The sequence below is a fragment of the Oceanobacillus luteolus genome (assembly GCF_023715655.1).
Lineage (GTDB): Bacteria > Bacillota > Bacilli > Bacillales > Amphibacillaceae > Oceanobacillus > Oceanobacillus luteolus.
Genome location: NZ_JAMBON010000002.1, coordinates 74,687 through 93,513, shown reverse-complemented (window position 1 = coordinate 93,513; position 18,827 = coordinate 74,687). Strand labels below are relative to the sequence as shown.

16 protein-coding genes are annotated in these 18,827 nt (G+C 40.3%); 2 read left to right on the top strand and 14 right to left on the bottom strand.

Translation table 11 applies throughout. The annotated features are described in order from the left end of the window. The first annotated feature begins 3 nt into the window (after nucleotides 1-3). Entirely contained in the window at nucleotides 4-1,719 is a 1,716-nt protein-coding gene (gene ptsP, locus M3210_RS03195) for a phosphoenolpyruvate--protein phosphotransferase (protein ID WP_251511340.1), read from the top strand. Nucleotides 1,720-1,817: 98 nt separating this feature from the next. Here the strand turns inward: ptsP and M3210_RS03190 are convergent, their stop codons facing one another. The 14 genes from M3210_RS03190 to M3210_RS03125 form a co-directional block, all read right to left on the bottom strand. Then, complete coding sequence (locus M3210_RS03190) at nucleotides 1,818-2,393, bottom strand: nitroreductase family protein (protein WP_251511339.1); 576 nt, start codon at nucleotides 2,391-2,393, stop codon at nucleotides 1,818-1,820. 1,041 nt (nucleotides 2,394-3,434) lie between these two features. Further along, nucleotides 3,435-4,721, bottom strand: coding sequence for a phosphopyruvate hydratase (gene eno / locus M3210_RS03185; RefSeq protein WP_251511338.1), 1,287 nt, complete (start codon nucleotides 4,719-4,721; stop codon nucleotides 3,435-3,437). 39 nt (nucleotides 4,722-4,760) lie between these two features. Next, nucleotides 4,761-6,305, bottom strand: coding sequence for a 2,3-bisphosphoglycerate-independent phosphoglycerate mutase (gene gpmI, locus M3210_RS03180; RefSeq protein ID WP_251511337.1), 1,545 nt, complete (start codon nucleotides 6,303-6,305; stop codon nucleotides 4,761-4,763). Continuing rightward, nucleotides 6,302-7,060: a triose-phosphate isomerase gene (tpiA, locus tag M3210_RS03175; protein WP_251511336.1), complete on the bottom strand. Its 759-nt coding sequence runs from the start codon at nucleotides 7,058-7,060 to the stop codon at nucleotides 6,302-6,304. The genes gpmI and tpiA overlap by 4 nt, the downstream gene beginning before the upstream one ends. Nucleotides 7,061-7,078: 18 nt before the next feature. After that, complete coding sequence (locus tag M3210_RS03170; protein WP_251511335.1) at nucleotides 7,079-8,260, bottom strand: phosphoglycerate kinase; 1,182 nt, start codon at nucleotides 8,258-8,260, stop codon at nucleotides 7,079-7,081. A gap of 233 nt (nucleotides 8,261-8,493) precedes the next feature. After that, nucleotides 8,494-9,501, bottom strand: a complete 1,008-nt coding sequence (gap, locus tag M3210_RS03165; RefSeq protein ID WP_251511332.1) for a type I glyceraldehyde-3-phosphate dehydrogenase — start codon at nucleotides 9,499-9,501, stop codon at nucleotides 8,494-8,496. Nucleotides 9,502-9,559: 58 nt separating this feature from the next. Further along, entirely contained in the window at nucleotides 9,560-10,579 is a 1,020-nt protein-coding gene (locus M3210_RS03160) for a sugar-binding transcriptional regulator (protein ID WP_251511328.1), read from the bottom strand. Nucleotides 10,580-10,707: 128 nt separating this feature from the next. Further along, nucleotides 10,708-10,956 (bottom strand): glutaredoxin family protein, encoded by a 249-nt coding sequence (locus M3210_RS03155; RefSeq protein WP_251511327.1) that lies wholly within the window; start codon nucleotides 10,954-10,956, stop codon nucleotides 10,708-10,710. 8 nt (nucleotides 10,957-10,964) lie between these two features. Next, the gene (rpoN, locus tag M3210_RS03150; protein WP_251511326.1) at nucleotides 10,965-12,239 is read right to left on the bottom strand and encodes an RNA polymerase factor sigma-54; all 1,275 of its coding nucleotides are present in this window, start codon (nucleotides 12,237-12,239) and stop codon (nucleotides 10,965-10,967) included. A 116-nt stretch (nucleotides 12,240-12,355) separates the two neighbouring features. After that, entirely contained in the window at nucleotides 12,356-13,219 is an 864-nt protein-coding gene (gene nikC / locus M3210_RS03145) for a nickel transporter permease (protein ID WP_251511717.1), read from the bottom strand. 75 nt (nucleotides 13,220-13,294) lie between these two features. Then, nucleotides 13,295-14,296 carry an ABC transporter permease gene (locus M3210_RS03140; protein WP_251511325.1) on the bottom strand — a complete coding sequence of 334 codons (1,002 nt, stop codon included), beginning with the start codon at nucleotides 14,294-14,296 and terminating at the stop codon, nucleotides 13,295-13,297. A 182-nt stretch (nucleotides 14,297-14,478) separates the two neighbouring features. Continuing rightward, complete coding sequence (locus M3210_RS03135; RefSeq protein ID WP_251511324.1) at nucleotides 14,479-16,173, bottom strand: ABC transporter substrate-binding protein; 1,695 nt, start codon at nucleotides 16,171-16,173, stop codon at nucleotides 14,479-14,481. A 36-nt stretch (nucleotides 16,174-16,209) separates the two neighbouring features. Continuing rightward, complete coding sequence (locus M3210_RS03130; protein ID WP_251511323.1) at nucleotides 16,210-17,187, bottom strand: ABC transporter ATP-binding protein; 978 nt, start codon at nucleotides 17,185-17,187, stop codon at nucleotides 16,210-16,212. Continuing rightward, nucleotides 17,168-18,178, bottom strand: coding sequence for an ABC transporter ATP-binding protein (locus tag M3210_RS03125; protein WP_251511321.1), 1,011 nt, complete (start codon nucleotides 18,176-18,178; stop codon nucleotides 17,168-17,170). Before M3210_RS03125 ends, M3210_RS03130 begins: the two co-directional genes overlap by 20 nt. 248 nt (nucleotides 18,179-18,426) lie before the next feature. Between M3210_RS03125 and M3210_RS03120 the strand changes: the two genes are divergently transcribed. Further along, nucleotides 18,427-18,819 (top strand): ribonuclease HI family protein, encoded by a 393-nt coding sequence (locus M3210_RS03120; RefSeq protein ID WP_251511320.1) that lies wholly within the window; start codon nucleotides 18,427-18,429, stop codon nucleotides 18,817-18,819. The last annotated feature ends 8 nt before the right edge of the window (nucleotides 18,820-18,827 follow it).

Here is an 18,827-nt window from a genome sequence, read left to right as displayed (position 1 = left end):
GACTTGAAGAAAATTAATGGTGTAGCTGCAGCAGCAGGTATTGCAATTTCAAAAGTTTACGAATTGGAGACTCCAGATTTATCTTATGAAAAAACGAAAGCAACAGATCCTGAACACGAAATAAATCGTCTGGACAATGCGTTACATGCATCCATCGAAGAATTGGAAAAAATTAAAGAACATACGAGAAATACAATTGGCGAAGATCATGCTGAGATTTTCTCCGCACATTTACTTATACTGAATGACCCGGAACTGATCGATCCGATGAAAGAGAAAATAAAAGAAGAAAGCTTTATAGCTGAAGCGGCCTTAGAAGAAGTTTCAACAAGCTTTATTAATCTATTCGAAAATATGGATAATGAATATATGCGTGAACGGGCTGCAGATATCCGTGATGTAACCCAACGTGTACTTGCTCACCTGCTTGAGGTGCAATTCCCAGATCCAGCACTAATCGACGAAGAGGTTATCGTTATTGCTAATGACCTGACCCCTTCTGATACTGCACAACTAAATCGGGAATTTGTAAAGGGATTCGCAACGGATATCGGAGGTAGAACTTCACACTCAGCTATCATGGCCCGTTCTCTGGAGATCCCAGCAGTTGTTGGGACAAGTGTGATCACCGAAACAGTACAAGCTGGTGATATCGTCATCGTCGACGGCCTAGAGGGTAATGTCATCATAAACCCAGATGAAGCGACATTATCAGAGTATCGTGAAAAACAAGCAAAATACGAACAACAAAAACAGGAATGGGCAAAGTTAAAAAATGAAAAAACTTATTCTGCTGATGGAGTACAAGTTGAACTCGCTGCCAATATTGGTACGCCGGATGATATCGAAGGTGTACTTAACAATGGTGGAGAAGCAGTAGGCTTATATCGGACAGAATTCTTATATATGGGCAAGTCTTCCCTGCCTAGTGAAGAGGAACAATACGAAGCATATAAATCCGTTCTAGAACAAATGGACGGAAAAGCAGTTGTCGTTCGAACGCTTGATATCGGAGGAGATAAAGAACTAAGTTATCTCGATTTGCCTAAAGAAATGAACCCGTTTCTCGGTTTCCGTGCCATTCGTTTCTGTTTAGAAAATGAAGATGTGTTCCGTCCTCAGCTTCGAGCTCTTTTAAGAGCAAGCGTTCATGGAAACTTGAAAATCATGTTCCCAATGATAGCTACGCTTGAAGAGTTCCGAGCAGCTAAGGCGTTGCTCTTGGAGGAAAAAGAGTCACTTAAAAATGAAGGAATAGCTGTATCAGATGATATTGAAGTTGGTATCATGGTGGAAATCCCTTCCACGGCTGTGCTTGCACGCCAGTTTGCCAAAGAAGTTGATTTCTTCAGTATTGGTACGAACGATTTAATTCAATACACGATGGCAGCAGATCGGATGAACGAGCAAGTTTCCTACTTATACCAGCCGTACCATCCTGCAATTCTTAATTTAGTCAATAACGTTATTGAAGCTGCTCATAGCGAAGGTAAGTGGGTTGGCATGTGTGGTGAAATGGCAGGCGATCCAATCGCCATTCCAATATTGCTTGGTCTTGGACTAGATGAATTTAGTATGAGTGCCACATCCATTCTACCAGCAAGAACACAAATCAAAAATCTTTCTAAAGAAGAGATGGCATCCTATAAAGAGCAATTGCTGAATATGGGTACAGACGAAGAAGTGGTCGAGTTTATTAAAGAAAAAACAAATATGTAATATTATGGGTCAATCAAGATAATCCTTGATTGACCCATTTTTATTAAGAAGAATAATATGATTGTTTTGCTTTTACCGTAAATATCCATATTTACTCTTTATTCGATTACCTCAAGAAACTCCTTAACAGGTTTTCTCCCCTTATCCCTCGTCACTTTTTCTGGATAACCAATTTGCAAGACAGCTGAAATTTTATGTTTATCTGGGTCCAGCCCAATTTCTTTGATGAACTGTTCATCATGCATATAAGGCGTTATCGTCCAAAGCATTCCAATATCATATTCCCAAGCTGCAAGCTGACAATTTTGGATAAATGCAGCAATCGATGAGTACTCTTCTTCATTACGGATTCGGTCTTGCGGTTTTTCATAATAAATCAGTGCATGATGTGGAATCGTCAAGAGAAAATTACCGATAGACTCCCTGGAACGAACTGCTTTTGGTGAATCACCTTTGGGGAGCATCCCAACACGCTGATAACTGTTTAAAATGGCTTGGACTAGTATTTGTTTTCCTTTTCCTTGATAAAGCTTAATTCGCCATGCTTCTGACATATAGTGGGTTGGTGCATAGGAACCATATGTAAATATCTCCTTTAAGGTCGCAATATCGATCTCTTCATTTTTAAATGCAAGCGTGGAACGCCTTTCTTTTATCGTTCGTAATATATCCATGTACATCCCCCATTCAAATTGATTATAACGATACTGTAACCTCACTACAATAAGAACAATGAGTAGGAGGGTATTCTTTGCTGTAAGGACAGGAAGTGGACATTTGAGGTATTCCAGTCTTTACGAGGGTTATAAGTACAAGTAACCATGTATTCTCCTGTCCATTCATGTCCTTGTAAAGCTATAAGAACAGGAATTAACTCATCGTCGTTCCTATTCATGTACTTACAAGAGGTCTAAGTACAAGTAATCCTGCATTCTCATGTCCATTCTTGTCCTTATAAAGACTATAAGAACACGAATAAGTCCATCCCCATGCCTATTCATGCACTTACAAAGCATATAAGAACAAGTATCGCTGCATTCTCATGTCCATTCGTGTCCTTATAAAGGCTATAAGAACACGAATAAGTCCATCCCCATCCCTATTCATGCACTTACAAAGCATATAAGAACAAGTATCAATACATTCTTATGTCCATTCGTGTCCTTATAAAGACTATAAGAACACGAATAAGTCCATCCCAATGCCTATCCATGCGCTTACAAAGCATATAAGAACAAGTATTAATGCATTCTCATGTCCATTCGTGTCCTTATAAAGGGTATAAGGACACGAATGAGTCCATCCCCATGCCTATTCATGCACTTACAAAGCATATAGGAACAAGTATCGCTGCATTCTCATGTCCATTCGTGTCCTTATAAAGACTATAAGATCACGAATAAGTCCATCCCCATGCCTATTCATGCACTTACAAAGCATATAAGAACAAGTATCAATGCATTCTTATGTCCATTCGTGTCCTTATAAAGGCTATAAGAACACGAATCAAGCCATCCCCATGCCTATTCATGTACTTACAAGGGTTATAACTACAAGTAACAGGGCATTCCCCTCTCCATTCGCGTCCTTAGAAAGCATCTAAGGACGCATAAGGAGAACTTCCGTTGTTCTAGCAATTTTAGAACATGACAACCTAGAAAGTTAAGCATAAAAATACCCTAGACTAAATTCAGCCTAGGGTATTTTCTATAGATTTATTTTTTTAAGTTGTAAAATGCTGTTTCGCCTGCGTACTCACCTAAGCCAGCGAGTTCATCTTCAATGCGTAACAATTGGTTGTATTTCGCAACACGGTCTGTACGGGATGGTGCACCAGTTTTGATTTGACCTGCGTTCGTTGCTACTGCAATATCTGCAATTGTCGCGTCTTCTGTTTCCCCAGAACGGTGAGAAATTACTGCTGTGTATCCAGCACGTTTCGCCATTTCAATTGCTTCAAACGTTTCAGTAAGTGTACCAATTTGGTTCACTTTGATGAGGATGGAATTTCCTACACCTTTTTCAATTCCTTCAGAAAGCTTAGCAGTATTAGTAACGAACAAGTCATCACCAACTAGTTGAACTCGGTCGCCGATACGGTCCGTCAACAACTTGAAGCCTTCCCAGTCATTTTCATCAAGACCATCTTCAATCGAAACGATAGGGTATTTATTGATCATCTCTTCATACCAGTCAACCATTTCTTCAGAAGTACGAACGACACCTTCACCTTTAAGGTTGTATTTACCATCTTCGTAAATCTCAGAAGCGGCTACGTCCATTGCAAGTTTAATTTCTTCACCTGGTTTGTAACCAGCAGCTTCAATCGCTTCAATGATTGTCTGTAATGCTTCTTCGTTTGAAGAAAGGTTAGGAGCAAATCCACCTTCATCACCAACAGCGGTGTTTAGGCCTTTGTCAGATAGAACTTTCTTCAAGGAATGGAAGATTTCCGTACCGATGCGTAACGCTTCTTTAAATGTTGGAGCAGCAACCGGCATAATCATGAATTCTTGAATATCCACGTTATTATCCGCATGTTCTCCACCGTTCAAGATATTCATCATCGGAGTCGGCAATACTTTTGCGTTAAATCCACCAAGATAATTGTAAAGTGGAAGATCTAGATAGCTGGATGCAGCATGAGCAGCAGCCATAGATACGCCTAAAATAGCGTTGGCACCTAATTTACCCTTGTTTTCTGTGCCATCCAACTCTATCAATAGAGCATCAATCACGTTTTGTCTTGTAACATCAAGACCGATTAATTCTGGAGCGATAATCTCATTAACATTTTTAACTGCTTTTTCAACACCTTTTCCAAGGTAACGGCTTTTATCTCCATCACGAAGTTCAACTGCTTCATATTCACCAGTTGAAGCACCACTTGGAACTAGTGAAGATCCGAAACCACCGGATTCTGTTGAAATTTCAACCTCAACTGTCGGGTTCCCACGGGAGTCTAATACTTCTCTTGCATAAACATCAGTAATGTATGGCATGTTAACATCTCTCCTTTTTTCATCTAGCTTAAGTAAAGCTTAATTTTTATCAATTAGCAAGGAATTACCTGTCATCTCATCTGGTTTCTCTATCCCCAGCACATCAAGTAAAGTAGGTGCCAAGTCAGCCAAGATACCACCATCTCTTAAGGCAACACCTTGTTTTGTTACAATGACCGGTACCGGATTAGTCGTATGAGCCGTCATTGGATTACCATCTAATGTAGTAACTTCATCTGAGTTACCGTGGTCTGCCGTAATAATCGCAGTACCACCAAGTTCGATAATTTTATCGACAATCTTGCCTAAACATTCATCCACTGCTTCAATTGCCTTAATTGTCGGTTCTAACTTTCCAGAATGTCCAACCATATCTGGGTTGGCGAAGTTAAGGATAATTGCATTCTGATTCCCTTCTTCCAATTCCTTCATCAAGGCATCCGTCACTTCATAGGCACTCATTTCCGGTTTTAGATCATACGTCGCAACTTTTGGTGAATCAATTAAAATACGTTTTTCTCCTGGAAATTCTTCATGACGACCACCACTCATAAAGTAAGTGACATGCGGATACTTTTCCGTTTCAGCAATGCGGAGCTGATTCAATCCGTTATCCGAGATCACTTCTCCTACAGTTTTACGTAGATTAGTCGGTCCAAAAGCTACTGAACTATTGATATCATCACTATAATTTGTAAAAGTTACAAAATCGATATCTTGCGGAACATTATCCCCACGTTCAAAATCGCGGAAGTCTGCATCAGTAAAGGTCCTTGAGATTTGAATCGCGCGATCTGGACGGAAGTTATAGAAAATGATGGAATCATTATCTTCAATCTTTCCGATAGGTTCACCGTTATCATCTACAATGACAGATGGAAGGATAAATTCATCGACAACACCTTGCTCATAGGAATCATAAACTACATCAATTGGCTTATGATATTTTGGTCCTTTTCCATGTACCATGGCTTCATAGGCTTTTTTCACACGATCCCAGCGACGGTCGCGGTCCATGGAATAGTAGCGTCCAGAAATCGTCGCAAACTGTCCAACTCCAAGCTCAGCCATTTTTTCTTCCGTTTGACGGATATAATCTCCCGCTGTCTTCGGACCAACGTCACGGCCGTCTAGAAATGCATGGACATATACTTTTTCCAAATCATTCGCTTTAGCAAGTTCAAGCAATGCAAACAAATGATTAATATGACTATGGACACCGCCATCTGATAATAATCCAAATAGATGGAGCGCTTTTTCACTTGTTTTTGCCTTATGGATAGTTTGAAGGAAGGCATCGATTTGGAAAAAATCACCTTCACGAATTGCCAAATTCACTCGAGTCAGGCTCTGATAAACGATTCGGCCAGCGCCGATATTCAGATGCCCCACTTCAGAGTTTCCCATTTGTCCATCTGGTAATCCAACCGCTTCTCCACTTGCCGTTAATCGGTTGTGTGGATAGTTGTTCCAATAGCGATCAAAGTTAGGCGTATGCGCTAGTTTAACAGCATTTCCCTTCGTTTCGTCCCGTAATGCAAATCCATCTAAGATGATTAGTGCTGCTAACTTATCCTGACTCATTTTGTACCTGCCTCCACAAGGGATAGGAAGGAATCCGCCTCGAGACTTGCTCCACCAACTAAAGCTCCGTCTACATCAGACTGACTCAATAGCTCATCGATTGTTGCAGGCTTTACGCTGCCGCCATATTGGATAATTACCTTTTCTGCTGCATCTTCAGAAGTCAATTCTTTTACGACTTGACGAATTTCACGGCATACTTCATTTGCATCTTCACTTGATGCTGTCTTTCCTGTTCCAATTGCCCAAATCGGTTCATATGCAATGATGGTTTGAGATACTTCCTCTTCTGATAAGCCTTTTAATGCTTCTGTCACTTGGTTGCGGACATGCTGTACAGTTTCATCCGCTTCCCGTTGTTCTAAGCTTTCACCAACACAAACGATTGGGACTAAACCGTGATGATGAGCAGCTTTTGTTTTTTGATTTACAGTATTGTCTGTTTCCGCAAAAAACTCTCTTCTTTCGGAATGACCAATAATGACGTGGGTAACACCGATATCTTTCAACATAACCGGGCTTACCTCACCTGTGAAAGCTCCACTATCTTCAAAATGCATATTCTGTGCCGCAACTTTAATGTTTGTGTTCGCAGTATCCTCAACTAGTTTTGCTAAATATGGGAATGGCGCACAGACAATAGCTTCCACTTTTTCAGAAGCTGGAACTTTTTCTCGAATAGATTCAACAAATTCTTTTACTTCATTCGCTGTTTTATTCATTTTCCAATTTCCTGCAATTACTCTCTTACGCATGATTTCATCCTCCCCTTATTATTTATCATTTAAAGCAGCTAAACCTGGCAATACTTTTCCTTCCATGAATTCAAGGGAAGCACCGCCACCAGTTGATACGTGATCCATTTGTTCCGCCAAGCCAAACTTCTCAACCGCAGCAGCCGAATCCCCTCCACCGATGATGGAGAATCCTTCTGTATCTGCTAGTGCTTGGGCAACTTCTCGGGTACCTCCGGCGAATGAGTTCATTTCAAACACACCCATCGGTCCGTTCCATAAAATTAAAGCAGATTCAAGAATTGTTTTACGATAAAGCTCTCTTGTATCAGGACCGATATCCAGTCCTTCCCAATCAGCCGGAATCTCATCTACAGGTACAATTTTCGTATCTGCACTATCTGAAAAATCACTTGCAACTACAGTATCAATCGGCATCAAGAAGTTTACATTCTTTTCTTTTGCTTTTGCGATGAATTCATTCGCTAAATCTAACTTGTCTTCTTCAAGAAGTGACTTTCCAATCTCATGGCCTTGCGCTTTAATAAATGTATAAGCCAGCCCTCCACCGATTATCAAGTTATCCACTTTATCAAGAAGATTATCAATCACGTTTATTTTATCTTTTACTTTTGCTCCGCCTATAATTGCTGTAAACGGGCGCTTCGGATCTGATAAAGCATTACCGAGAGCTTCAATTTCCTTTTCCATTAAAAAGCCTGCCGCTGCCGGTAACTTCTCAGCAACACCAACGGTTGAAGCATGAGCACGGTGAGCAGCTCCAAAAGCATCATTAACGTACAAATCAGCAATCTTCGCGAATTCCTCTGCAAGTGCCGGATCGTTCGCTTCTTCACCCGCTTCAAAGCGGACATTTTCAATCAATAGAATGTCACCGTCATTTAAGTTAGACACAGCTTCACTCACTTCTTCACCGTACACTGTATCTGTTTTTGTCACTTCTTTACCGGTTAAATTGCTCAATCGTTCTGCGACAGGATCCAATCTTAATTCCTCTACCACTTTACCTTTTGGTCGGCCTAAGTGACTTGCTAAAATTACTTTCGCACCATTTTCTGTTAAATATTCAATTGTTGGGATTGCCGCTTTGATTCGAGTATCATCAGTGACTTGCCCATCTTTCATTGGTACGTTGAAATCTACTCGGCAGAACACTCTTTTCCCTTTTACATCAAAGTCTTTCATCGTTTTCTTCTGCATCTTACTAACCTCCCAAATGGTAATAGAAAAAATCTACTAGTGTTTAGGTTTCCCTAGCATACTAACCATTAATCATTATATAACAGGTCCACATGAAACGCTTGTTATTAAGAGGGAATACATGGAATGATTATTAGTTTTTTATTTATGTATTGTAATAGATAAATGAAAAAGCGGAGGAGGATGTTTCTTCCTCCTCCGCTTCCAGAATCTATACAATTCGTCGGGTTAGATTATAGACCTTTATTATTCATGAACACTACAAGATCGATACAACGTGCTGCATATGCATATTCGTTGTCATACCATGAAACAACTTTAACTAAGTTGTCTTCCATTACCATTGTTGAAAGTCCGTCAACAATAGAAGAATGTTTGTTTCCGATAATATCAGAAGAAACAATTGGGTCTTCTGTATATTCCAAGATACCTTTCATAGGACCTTCAGCTGCTTCTCTGAACGCATTGTTTACTTCTTCAGCAGTTACATTTTTCTCTAATTCCACTACAAGATCAGTTAGAGATCCGTCTGCAGTCGGTACACGAACAGCCATACCGTTAAGCTTACCATTAAGTTCAGGTAATACTTTACCAACCGCTTTTGCAGCACCAGTAGTTGTAGGAATAATGTTTTCTGCAGCTGCACGTGCACGGCGATAATCTTTATGCGGTGAATCTAGAGTATGCTGGTCATTTGTATAAGAGTGGATTGTTGTCATCAACCCGCGTTTTACACCAAAGCTGTCATTTAATACTTTTGTGAATGGTGCGATACAGTTTGTTGTACAAGATGCGTTTGAAATAACATGATGTTGTGCAGGATCATATTTATCATCATTTACACCCATTACAATAGTAAGGTCCTCTTCTTGAGCAGGTGCAGAAATAATAACTTTTTTAGCACCAGCATCAATATGTTTTTGAGCTGCATCGCGTTTTGTGAATCGACCTGTAGATTCAATTACAACTTCTACGCCTAGTTCAGTCCAAGGGATATTCGCTGGATCACTTTCAGAATAAACTTTGATTTCCTTCTCTCCAACAAAAATGCTGGATCCTTCTGCTTTAACTTCCTCGTTCATACGACCATGAACAGAGTCATATTTCAAAAGATGTGCAAGCATGTTAGCATCTGTCAAGTCATTGACTGCTACTACATCTACTTCTTTATTCTCAAGTGCGTTACGAAGTGCAAGACGACCAATTCTACCAAACCCATTAATACCAACTTTTACTGCCATGATATTGCCTCCCTAATTTATAAAAATATAGTAATTGATATATTTATTTAAAAGGCTTTTACCCTTTTAAAATCTCTTCTGCACAAGCTTCATCCGTGATAAGAAGCTCACTTTTACCCGTTTTGAAATAGGATGCAAGTGCTTTTCCTTTAGATTTCCCACCAGCAATGGTGATGACATGGGGGATTGTCTTCAAGTCTTCCAAGTGCAATCCGACTGTACGAACTCTATGGACAATATTTCCCGACTGGTCGAAATAATAACCAAATGCTTCACTCACAGCTTGCTTCTCTTTTAACCTGCCAATAATTTCAGCTGAAGTTTTCCGTCGATATGCCATTTTCAGAGCATCTCCGACTCCGTGCAGAACAATATCCGCCTGCTTTATTTTACCTACAATATCTTGGATGGAAGGCTCTTCCATCAAACTTTGATAGGCTGCTTCACTTAAAGGATCTGGCACATAAAGCAAACTGTAATTCCCACGGGATTTTTTCGCCATTTCTTCAGCTATTCTTGTGGACTGGTTTTCCACTTTTTCACCAAGTGCTCCTCTAGCAGGAACGAAAAGATAATCTTCTTCCTTATTTAAAGGGGTCATCACATTGGCTACTGCTGCTATCGAACTTCCACCGGTGACTGCTATTGTATTATTCGTTGAGATGATGGATTTCAAATACGTGACACATGCTTTCCCCATCTCTTGTTTGACCCATTCCTGTTCATCACTATCACCAGGTACAATAATCACATTGGCTATAGATAGCTTTTCCTTAATTCGATTTTCTAAAACATGAAGACCTCTTAATTCACTCATGTAATCTGCGAGGTTTTCTAACAGGAGGGCGCCTTCTTTTGTAACAAACATCCCTTTACTTGTGATGTCCAGAAGACCCTGTGCTTGCAAGAAATCAACCTCACTGCGGACTTGTCGCTCTGTCAGATCCACATTCTCGCTGAGGGCCCGCCTCCCGATTGGCTGGTATAATCGAACAGACTGTAAAATCGTAAACCGTTCAATCATGACTTGCAACAAATCTGGGACGAGCTGCTTTTGAAGGTTGACGATTCCTTTCATGTTCATACCCCTCCTTCTGGACAACTATTGTCCAAGGATAGACGTTTTGTGTCCCTCTTCATGATTTCATTATAACATAGTCATTTTTTTTTACAAAGAAAATGAACATAAAAAAAGAGATTGATTTTTCAATCTCTCTTCTGGTGCTTATGTAACAAGGCTTTTAACGAATCATAATTGATCTGCTCACAATTTAGTTGTTCACCATTTACCTCTACTACTGGAATCAAAAGCTGGTATTCTTCCAACCATTCGTCTTTTGTATAAATATCCCTCTTTTCAATCGTATGTGGATATTCTGATTCCAATGCGGAAAGCAAACCTTCTGCATCATCACATAAAGAACATACTTCTTTGGTGTAAAAAATAATATGCAAGTCCCGTCCTACTCCTTTCTTTTATATGAAGCTGGGATATTCAATTCCTGGCGATATTTCATCACGGTTCGCCGTGCGATTTCCAAAGAATACTGCTCGCTCAATATTTCTTTGATTTTCTCATCCGATAATGGATGATTTTTATCTTCACCATCTATCACATTCTTTATCATATGTTTTATTACAATAGCTGCTATCTTCTCTCCATTTTGTTTAATGCCCGTCTGAAAAAAGAACTTAATAGCAAAAACACCATGAGGCGTCTCCACATATTTATTGCTGATTGTACGACTGATTGTCGATGGATGTAAATCCAATTCATCGGCCACGTCTTTCAAGGTCATCGGCTCAAGATGCAATAAACCTTGTTCAAAAAATTGCAACTGCTTTTCGACTACTTTGCGGATGACTAGCTCTATGGTAGCTGTCCGATACTTTATGGCTCCCTCCAGCCAATTCAATTGCTCACGTTTCCTTTTCAGGAATTCAGCAGCCTGCTTATCTTCGATGTTTTCATAAAGTGGATTAATGACCAGCTTCGGAACACTCCAATTATAGAATGAAATTTTCCATGTATCATCTTCTTTATAAATTTTTGCTTCAGGAACGATGTATTCCACTTCTGATGTATCCAGTAACTTTCCAGGTTTTGGATTACATGCTTGAATCATTTTCATCAGCTCTGTAATCTCATCTGATTCAATATGATATTCTTTTTTGATTGCATCATAATTAAAATCGGCGATCCAATCCAAGTGGTTATGAAGCAAGTCTTCCATATAAGATTGGTAGTCTTCCATATGACGTAATTGTAAATGGATACACTCACCTAGGTTACGAGCACCAACCCCATTCGGTTCAAGTTGTTGGATTACTTGTAATGCTTCTTCAACAACCGTCAGCGGAGTTGAACAGTTTTCTGCCCATTCTTCTAAGGTGATTTCTAAATAACCATTTTCATTTAATGAATATATACCAAATTCAACGATAGGAAGCAAATCCTCGGGAATATGTATCGTAAATAGTTGTTCTTTTAAACGGTCATATAGTGTCTTTTCAGCAGCATTCATTCCTTCCATGGATACGGTTTCAGAGGAACGGAACGAGTGGGACTGCATATCCGAGTCATAAACGACTTCTTCAATCAAAGGATTTTCCTTTACAATTTCTTCGATATATTCATACAGCTCTATGGAAGTGAACTGTAGTAATTGTATCGATTGAATGAGGGACTGATTTAGTTTTCGCTGGATTGTTTGCTGTTGAACTAAATGTTGTTTCATTTTGTTACAGCTCCTTCCCGCACTTTGCTTCATCTCTAATTCTACTATATATACAATCTTTCTTATTATCAAAGTAAAATACACTTGCTAAAAAAGCAAAGTGTATTTTACAACTGTCAATTCTTCATTTTCGGGTCCAACGCATCTCGCAATCCGTCGCCAATCAGGTTGAATCCTAACACAACAAGCATGATTGCCACACCAGGAACAATAACCGTCCAAGGGGCCAACTGAATGAAGTCTCGGGAATCTGCCAACATCTGTCCCCATTCTGGTGTTGGTGGCTGCGCTCCCAGACCTAAAAAACCTAAAGCGGCTGCTTCTAAAATTGCAGTTCCAAATCCTAGCGTTGACTGGACGATGATTGGCGCAATACTGTTCGGCAAAATATGCTGAAAGATAATTCTACCATTCTTCATCCCTTGTGCCTTGGCAGCCATGATATATTCTTCCTCCCGTAAGCTGATGACTCGGGAACGGACAAGTCTACCGAATATCGGTATATTGATAATCGCAATCGCCAAAAGGGCATTTTCCAAAGAAGGTCCCAAAATCGCGACAATGGCAATCGCTAATAGAATACTCGGAAAAGCTAGCAGTATATCAAAAATACGAGAAATGATCATATCAACCCAACGGCCGAAATAACCCGCGGTTACGCCTAGCAGTGTCCCAAACACCAACGCTCCAGTTACGGCTATAAACCCAACCATCAAAGAAACTCTCGCACCATAAACGAGCCTTGTAAAAATATCTCTCCCTAAATGATCCGTACCGAGCCAGAATTCTGCTGATGGTGGCTGCAATCGATTCACCAGGTCTTGTTGGTGATATGTATAGCTCGTAAATAACGGAGCAAAGATTGCTACCAAAATAAAGAAAATAATGATCGTAAAGCCAATAATTGCAAATCGATTTTTCCTTAATTGCCTGAATGTATCCTTCCACGGAGAAATCGCTTCGATTTCGTCAGCTTCCATAGCTTGACCCGGATCAACAGGATTTGGAACGATTTGCTGAGCATTTTTTTCATCCAGCTTCACTTGTCCCACCTCCTAATATTTAATCCTTGGGTCTAATTTTTTGTATAAAATATCAACGAATAAATTAATCATCACAAAGATGAAGGCGATGACGAGGATTCCTGACTGTATGACAGGATAATCACGATAGTTGATCGCCTCATATACATACCTGCCGACCCCCGGCCAGCTGAAAATCGTTTCGGTAAGAATCGCTCCCCCTAACAGCACACCAGTCTGTAAACCAATAACAGTGACTACTGGTATCATCGCGTTTTTAAGTGCGTGCTTGTAAATCACCAGAAATTGGCCAGAGCCTTTTGCACGGACTGTACGGATATAATCAGATTTCATCACTTCAAGCATGCTTGATCTGGTCATCCGCGCTATGATCGCCATTGGAATGGTACCAAGAGCGATACTCGGCAATATTAGATGCTTTAGTATCGTGAATGCACGTGCAAAATCAAGATGAATCAATGAATCAAGTACATAAAGATGCGTGATTGCGGCTATCGGATCTCTACTATCTTGCCTGCCGTACGCCGGTAGCCAACCAAGCTCCTGAGCGAATATCCACTGCTCCATTAATGCTAGCCAGAATACAGGCATAGATACACCAACTAATGCAAAAAGCATCGCCAAAAAGTCAAACCAGGAATTTTGTTTCCAAGCACTAATAATCCCAGCATTGACTCCTACAATAATGGCAAATAGCATTGCAAAAAACGTCAGCTCAAAAGTTGCTGCTATGTACGGTAATATTTCACTAGAAATTTCCGCTTTTGATCGTAATGAAGTTCCTAAATCACCTTGCAATAAATCTAAAAGATAGTTCCAGTATTGAACAAAATATGGTTCATTTAATCCCATCGTTTCTTCTAAATTTGCAATCGCCTCGCCGGTAGCTGTTTCCCCCAAAATCACCTGCGCTGGGTTACCAGGTATGAGATGGACAATGGAAAATGTGATGAGCGTCATCCCAATCAAGACAGGGATAAGCATCAGTAAGCGGCGAATGATATAAGTGACCATCTTTCAGCCTCCCCTACATTAAGTCATTACAGGTTAATTTATAAATGTGTAGTATGTTAAAATTCTTTCCTCTTATTGGAGCGTAAATAGATAAGCATTAGGGATTTACGGGCTGTTTAACCCCTGATAAATATAGGGATAGCAGCAATAGACTACTATCCCTATCATTCCTTACATTAGATTTACTCGACTAATTCTACTTCTGCCAGGGACTCACTTGTTGATGGGTGTGGCACATAGTTCTTCACCTTGCTTGTTGTAGCCATTACAGGTGTAGAGTGCACAAGTGTCACCATTGGCGAGTCTTGGGAGATCAACTCTTGAGCTTTGGCATATAATTCAGCGCGCTCGTCTTGATCGATAGCACGTTTAGCGCCGTCCAACAACTCATCAACCTCTTCGTTTACGTAGAATGTACGGTTACTGCTTCCTACGTTTGAACCATGTAACAGACTGCTTAAGAAGTAATCCGGGTCACCGTTTGTTCCAGACCAACCAAGAATGAAGAGCTGATGCTCACCCTGTAACGTCTTTTCTAAATATGGTGCCCACTCTTCACGGACGATTGTAACGTTTATGCCAACATCCGCTAGATTATTTTGCACAATCTGGGATACCGTTTCAGGGTCTGGCATATACGGTCTTGCTACAGGCATGGTCCATAATTCAATATCCAAACCATCTTCAAACCCTGCTTCTGCTAACAGTTCACGCGCCTTATCTGGGTCATATCCATAAGCTTCTACATCATCGTTGTATCCAAGATATCCTGGTGGCAACGGATTTTTCGCCGTTGTGGCATATCCGGCATACAATGCATCTGCAATAGCTTGTTTATCAATCGCATAGTTGATCGCTTGACGGACCTCCACCTTATCCAGAGGTTCCTTTTGAGTGTTAAAACCTACATACCCAAAGTTATTTTCAGATCTTGTCAGAAGCTCTAAACCATCTTCTGCTTCAACACCTGCCGCATCATCCGGGTTCAATCCATCCATAATATCAATTTCACCAGAACGAAGAGCAATGAGTCGAGCAGCATTATCAGGAATCACTTCAAAAATAACCCGATCCAGTTTCGGTAGACCTTCTACTCGATAGTCCTCGAACTTATCAAGAATAATCGAGTCATCTTTCGTCCAGCTCACAAATTTGAATGGTCCAGTACCCACCGGATTCTCATTGATTTCCGGCCCATACTCTTCCAGTGCTGCTGGAGATGTGATTGCAAAATAGCTCATCCCAAGATTTTGAAGGAAGAACCCTAAAGGTTGGTTCAGGACAAACTCAATCTCATAGTCATTAACAACATTGATTTCTTCAATGACATGTCCCTCTTCTCCTTTATATCCACCAAACATGGTGCCATACATGGAATAAACATAACCTTCATCAGCAAAAGCATACTCATGCTCTGGATCAGCCCAACGTTCAAAATTCACTTTCACGGCTTCAGCATTAAACGGAGTGCCATCATGGAAGGTAACCCCTTCTTCCAGATAGAAAGTGTATTTCAAACCATCTTCTGAAACCTCCCAATCATGGGCAAGCGCAGGTTTCAATTCAAAGGAATCTTTTTCAAACGTTAATAACCCCTCTAATACTTGCTGTGTAACCCGTGAAGATTCCCCATCTGTCGTACTTCCAGGATCAAGGCTTTCAGAATCTCCACCTCTAGCAAATACTAATACTCCATCACCTGATGCACTTGCTTCTTCAGCTTCTCCTTCAGATTCTCCATCTGCTGTTTCATCCGTTTCGGCTGCTGCATCATCAGATGATTCATCCGGATTTGCGCCACCATCCCCGCTACATGCTGCGAGAAATAGCACAAAGGCTAAGAATAAAGCAGCCAGTAAAGATAATCGTAACCTCATAGTTATCCCCCTTTTGTTTTTTTATAAATATATATTTTATTGCCTGCCATCATATAAATGACATGCAACAAAATGCTGATTATCGACAGGTTGAAATTCTGGTCTTATTTGGGAGCAGATATCCATTGCAAATGGACATCTCGTATGAAAAGCACAACCAGCAGGTGGATTCGCTGGACTAGGCACATCACCTTCCAAAATGATCCTCTCTTTAACGATGTCTGGATCTGGTTCAGGCACCGCTGACAATAATGCCTGGGTATACGGATGTTTCGGCTCTTCATACAATTTCTCTTTATCGGTAAGTTCCACCATCCTCCCTAAATACATGACTCCAACCCGGTCACTTATATGTTTAACAACGCTTAAATCATGCGCAATGAATATGTACGTCAAATTAAACTCATCACGTAACTCTTCCATCAAATTCAAAATTTGTGATTGCACGGAGACATCAAGTGCAGAAACTGGTTCATCACAAATAATTAATTTTGGATTATTCGCCAATGCCCTGGCAATTCCAATACGCTGCCTTTGTCCTCCACTGAATTGATGGGGATATCTTGATGCATGATAAGCACTTAAACCAACGACCTCCAATAATTCCTGAACCCGTTTTTTCCTTTCGCTTTTCGATTTCATTCCGTGTACGAGTAAAGGTTCACCTATAATTTTTTCTACCGTATGTCTAGGGTTCAATGACGCGTACGGATCTTGGAAAATGATTTGCATATCCTTTCTAAGTTTACGCATTTCTTCCGAACCAAATGTTGTGATATCTTGTCCTTCAAATTTCACTTCACCTTCACTAGGTTCAATCAGTCGTAGAATAGATTTTCCAGTTGTTGATTTACCACAGCCTGATTCTCCAACTATCCCGAGAATTTCTCCTGGACGAACTTGAAAGGAGACATCATCAACAGCCTTCACTTCCCCAACTTTTTTTCCAAGCACTCCACCATGGATAGGAAAGTATTTCTTCAATCCGTTTACTTCAAGTATTGGTTGTTGCATCCTCTAATCGCTCCCCTTTCTTTTCTGTATGTAAAAAGCAGCGACTTTCCCTACCATCCCCTAATTGGTACAATTCGGGATTTTCTTTAAAGCAACGTTCAAACGCAAACTCGCATCGAGGAGCAAAACGGCAACCAACACGATCTTTCTTCGGTCTAGCAACTGTTCCCGGAATCGAATAGAGTTTTTCTTCCCTTCCGTGCAGCTTCGGCAACGATCGAATCAGCCCCTGAGTATATGGATGTTGTGGGTCCTTTAATATTTCACGCGTCGTCCCTTTTTCGACTACTTGACCAGCGTACATGACAACGACACGGTCACAAATATCCGCTACTACTCCTAAATCATGAGTTATCAGCAGGATACTCGTATGCTCTTCTTTATTGATTTTTTTCATCAAGTCAAGTATTTGCGCCTGAATCGTTACATCAAGTGCAGTTGTCGGCTCATCCGCAATCAGCAGACTAGGATCACTTGACATGGCCATAGCAATCATTACCCGTTGTCGCATACCTCCAGATAATTGATGCGGATATTCATTGACAATATCTTCCGCCCGAGGAATGCCGACAAGCTTTAACATCTGGATTGCTTTTTCAGTAGCCGCCTTTTTACTTATTTTTTGATGGATCCGGATAGCTTCCCGCATTTGATTACCAATAGTAAATACCGGATTCAACGAGGTCATTGGCTCTTGGAATATCATCGAAATTTCATTGCCTCGGATCCGCTTCATCCGTTTTTCTGTTGCTTTAGCCAAGTCCTCTCCTTTATAGCGTATGGAACCGCTAACAATTTTTCCGGGAGGGCTTGGGATAAGTTGTAAGATAGATAAGGAAGTGACACTTTTTCCACTGCCGGATTCTCCAACTACACCGACTACTTCTCCTTTATGTACGCGAAAACTAACTTTATCAACAGCAGGAATTTCTCCTTGGTCGGTAAAAAAATGCGTGCTAAGCCCGCTTAATTCCAAAATTACATCTTCCATTTTTCCCCCTCCATTTTTATATAGGGACATCGCTTTTATATTAATATACTGAAAATTATCTAAAATAGCAAGAACGGTAATATTATTTATTTAGATTATATAAGAAATAATCAACGATAAATCATACAATTGACGGTTAAATACCCGTTAATAACTATAATTTTTCTATTGTGAATTATGTACAAAATAATATTTTTACATCGATAGAAAAATAGCTTATACTACTAATCATAAGGAGAGTGAACTGATTGATAGAAGTCTATACTGACGGTGCTTCCAAAGGAAATCCAGGAAAAAGCGGAATTGGGATTGTATTCAAATCCAGCACGATTTACGAGGAACACTCCTTTCAAATCGGCATCTATTCCAATCATGAAGCAGAGTTTCATGCCGTCATTAAAGCTTTAGAGTTATGCAAGGAAAAATATCCGAATGAGGTACTCTCATTTCGTTCCGATTCAAAAGTAGTAGTAGATACAATTGAGAAAGAATTTACGAAGAACAAAGACTATCTTCCATTGCTTGAGCAGATTCAGCAATTAAGTAGTCATTTCCCATTATTTTTCATTAAGTGGATACCAGAGAAGCAGAACCAACAAGCTGATCGCTTAGCAAGAGAGATCATTCGTGAAGAAAACTAATAAGCAGG

Bases quoted from the DNA above. Each gene is read 5' to 3' on its own strand.
- M3210_RS03125 (WP_251511321.1), bottom strand. From the start codon at position 18,178: ATGGAAGATGTAATTTTGGAATTAAGCGGGCTTAGCACGCATTTTTTT.
- eno (WP_251511338.1), bottom strand. From the start codon at position 4,721: ATGCCATACATTACTGATGTTTATGCAAGAGAAGTATTAGACTCCCGT.
- M3210_RS03170 (WP_251511335.1), bottom strand. From the start codon at position 8,260: ATGCAGAAGAAAACGATGAAAGACTTTGATGTAAAAGGGAAAAGAGTG.
- nikC (WP_251511717.1), bottom strand. From the start codon at position 13,219: ATGGAAGCTGACGAAATCGAAGCGATTTCTCCGTGGAAGGATACATTC.
- M3210_RS03135 (WP_251511324.1), bottom strand. From the start codon at position 16,173: ATGAGGTTACGATTATCTTTACTGGCTGCTTTATTCTTAGCCTTTGTG.
- M3210_RS03140 (WP_251511325.1), bottom strand. From the start codon at position 14,296: ATGGTCACTTATATCATTCGCCGCTTACTGATGCTTATCCCTGTCTTG.
- M3210_RS03160 (WP_251511328.1), bottom strand. From the start codon at position 10,579: ATGAAAGGAATCGTCAACCTTCAAAAGCAGCTCGTCCCAGATTTGTTG.
- gpmI (WP_251511337.1), bottom strand. From the start codon at position 6,305: ATGAGTCAGGATAAGTTAGCAGCACTAATCATCTTAGATGGATTTGCA.
- M3210_RS03190 (WP_251511339.1), bottom strand. From the start codon at position 2,393: ATGGATATATTACGAACGATAAAAGAAAGGCGTTCCACGCTTGCATTT.
- rpoN (WP_251511326.1), bottom strand. From the start codon at position 12,239: ATGAAACAACATTTAGTTCAACAGCAAACAATCCAGCGAAAACTAAAT.
- tpiA (WP_251511336.1), bottom strand. From the start codon at position 7,060: ATGCGTAAGAGAGTAATTGCAGGAAATTGGAAAATGAATAAAACAGCG.
- gap (WP_251511332.1), bottom strand. From the start codon at position 9,501: ATGGCAGTAAAAGTTGGTATTAATGGGTTTGGTAGAATTGGTCGTCTT.
- M3210_RS03130 (WP_251511323.1), bottom strand. From the start codon at position 17,187: ATGCAACAACCAATACTTGAAGTAAACGGATTGAAGAAATACTTTCCT.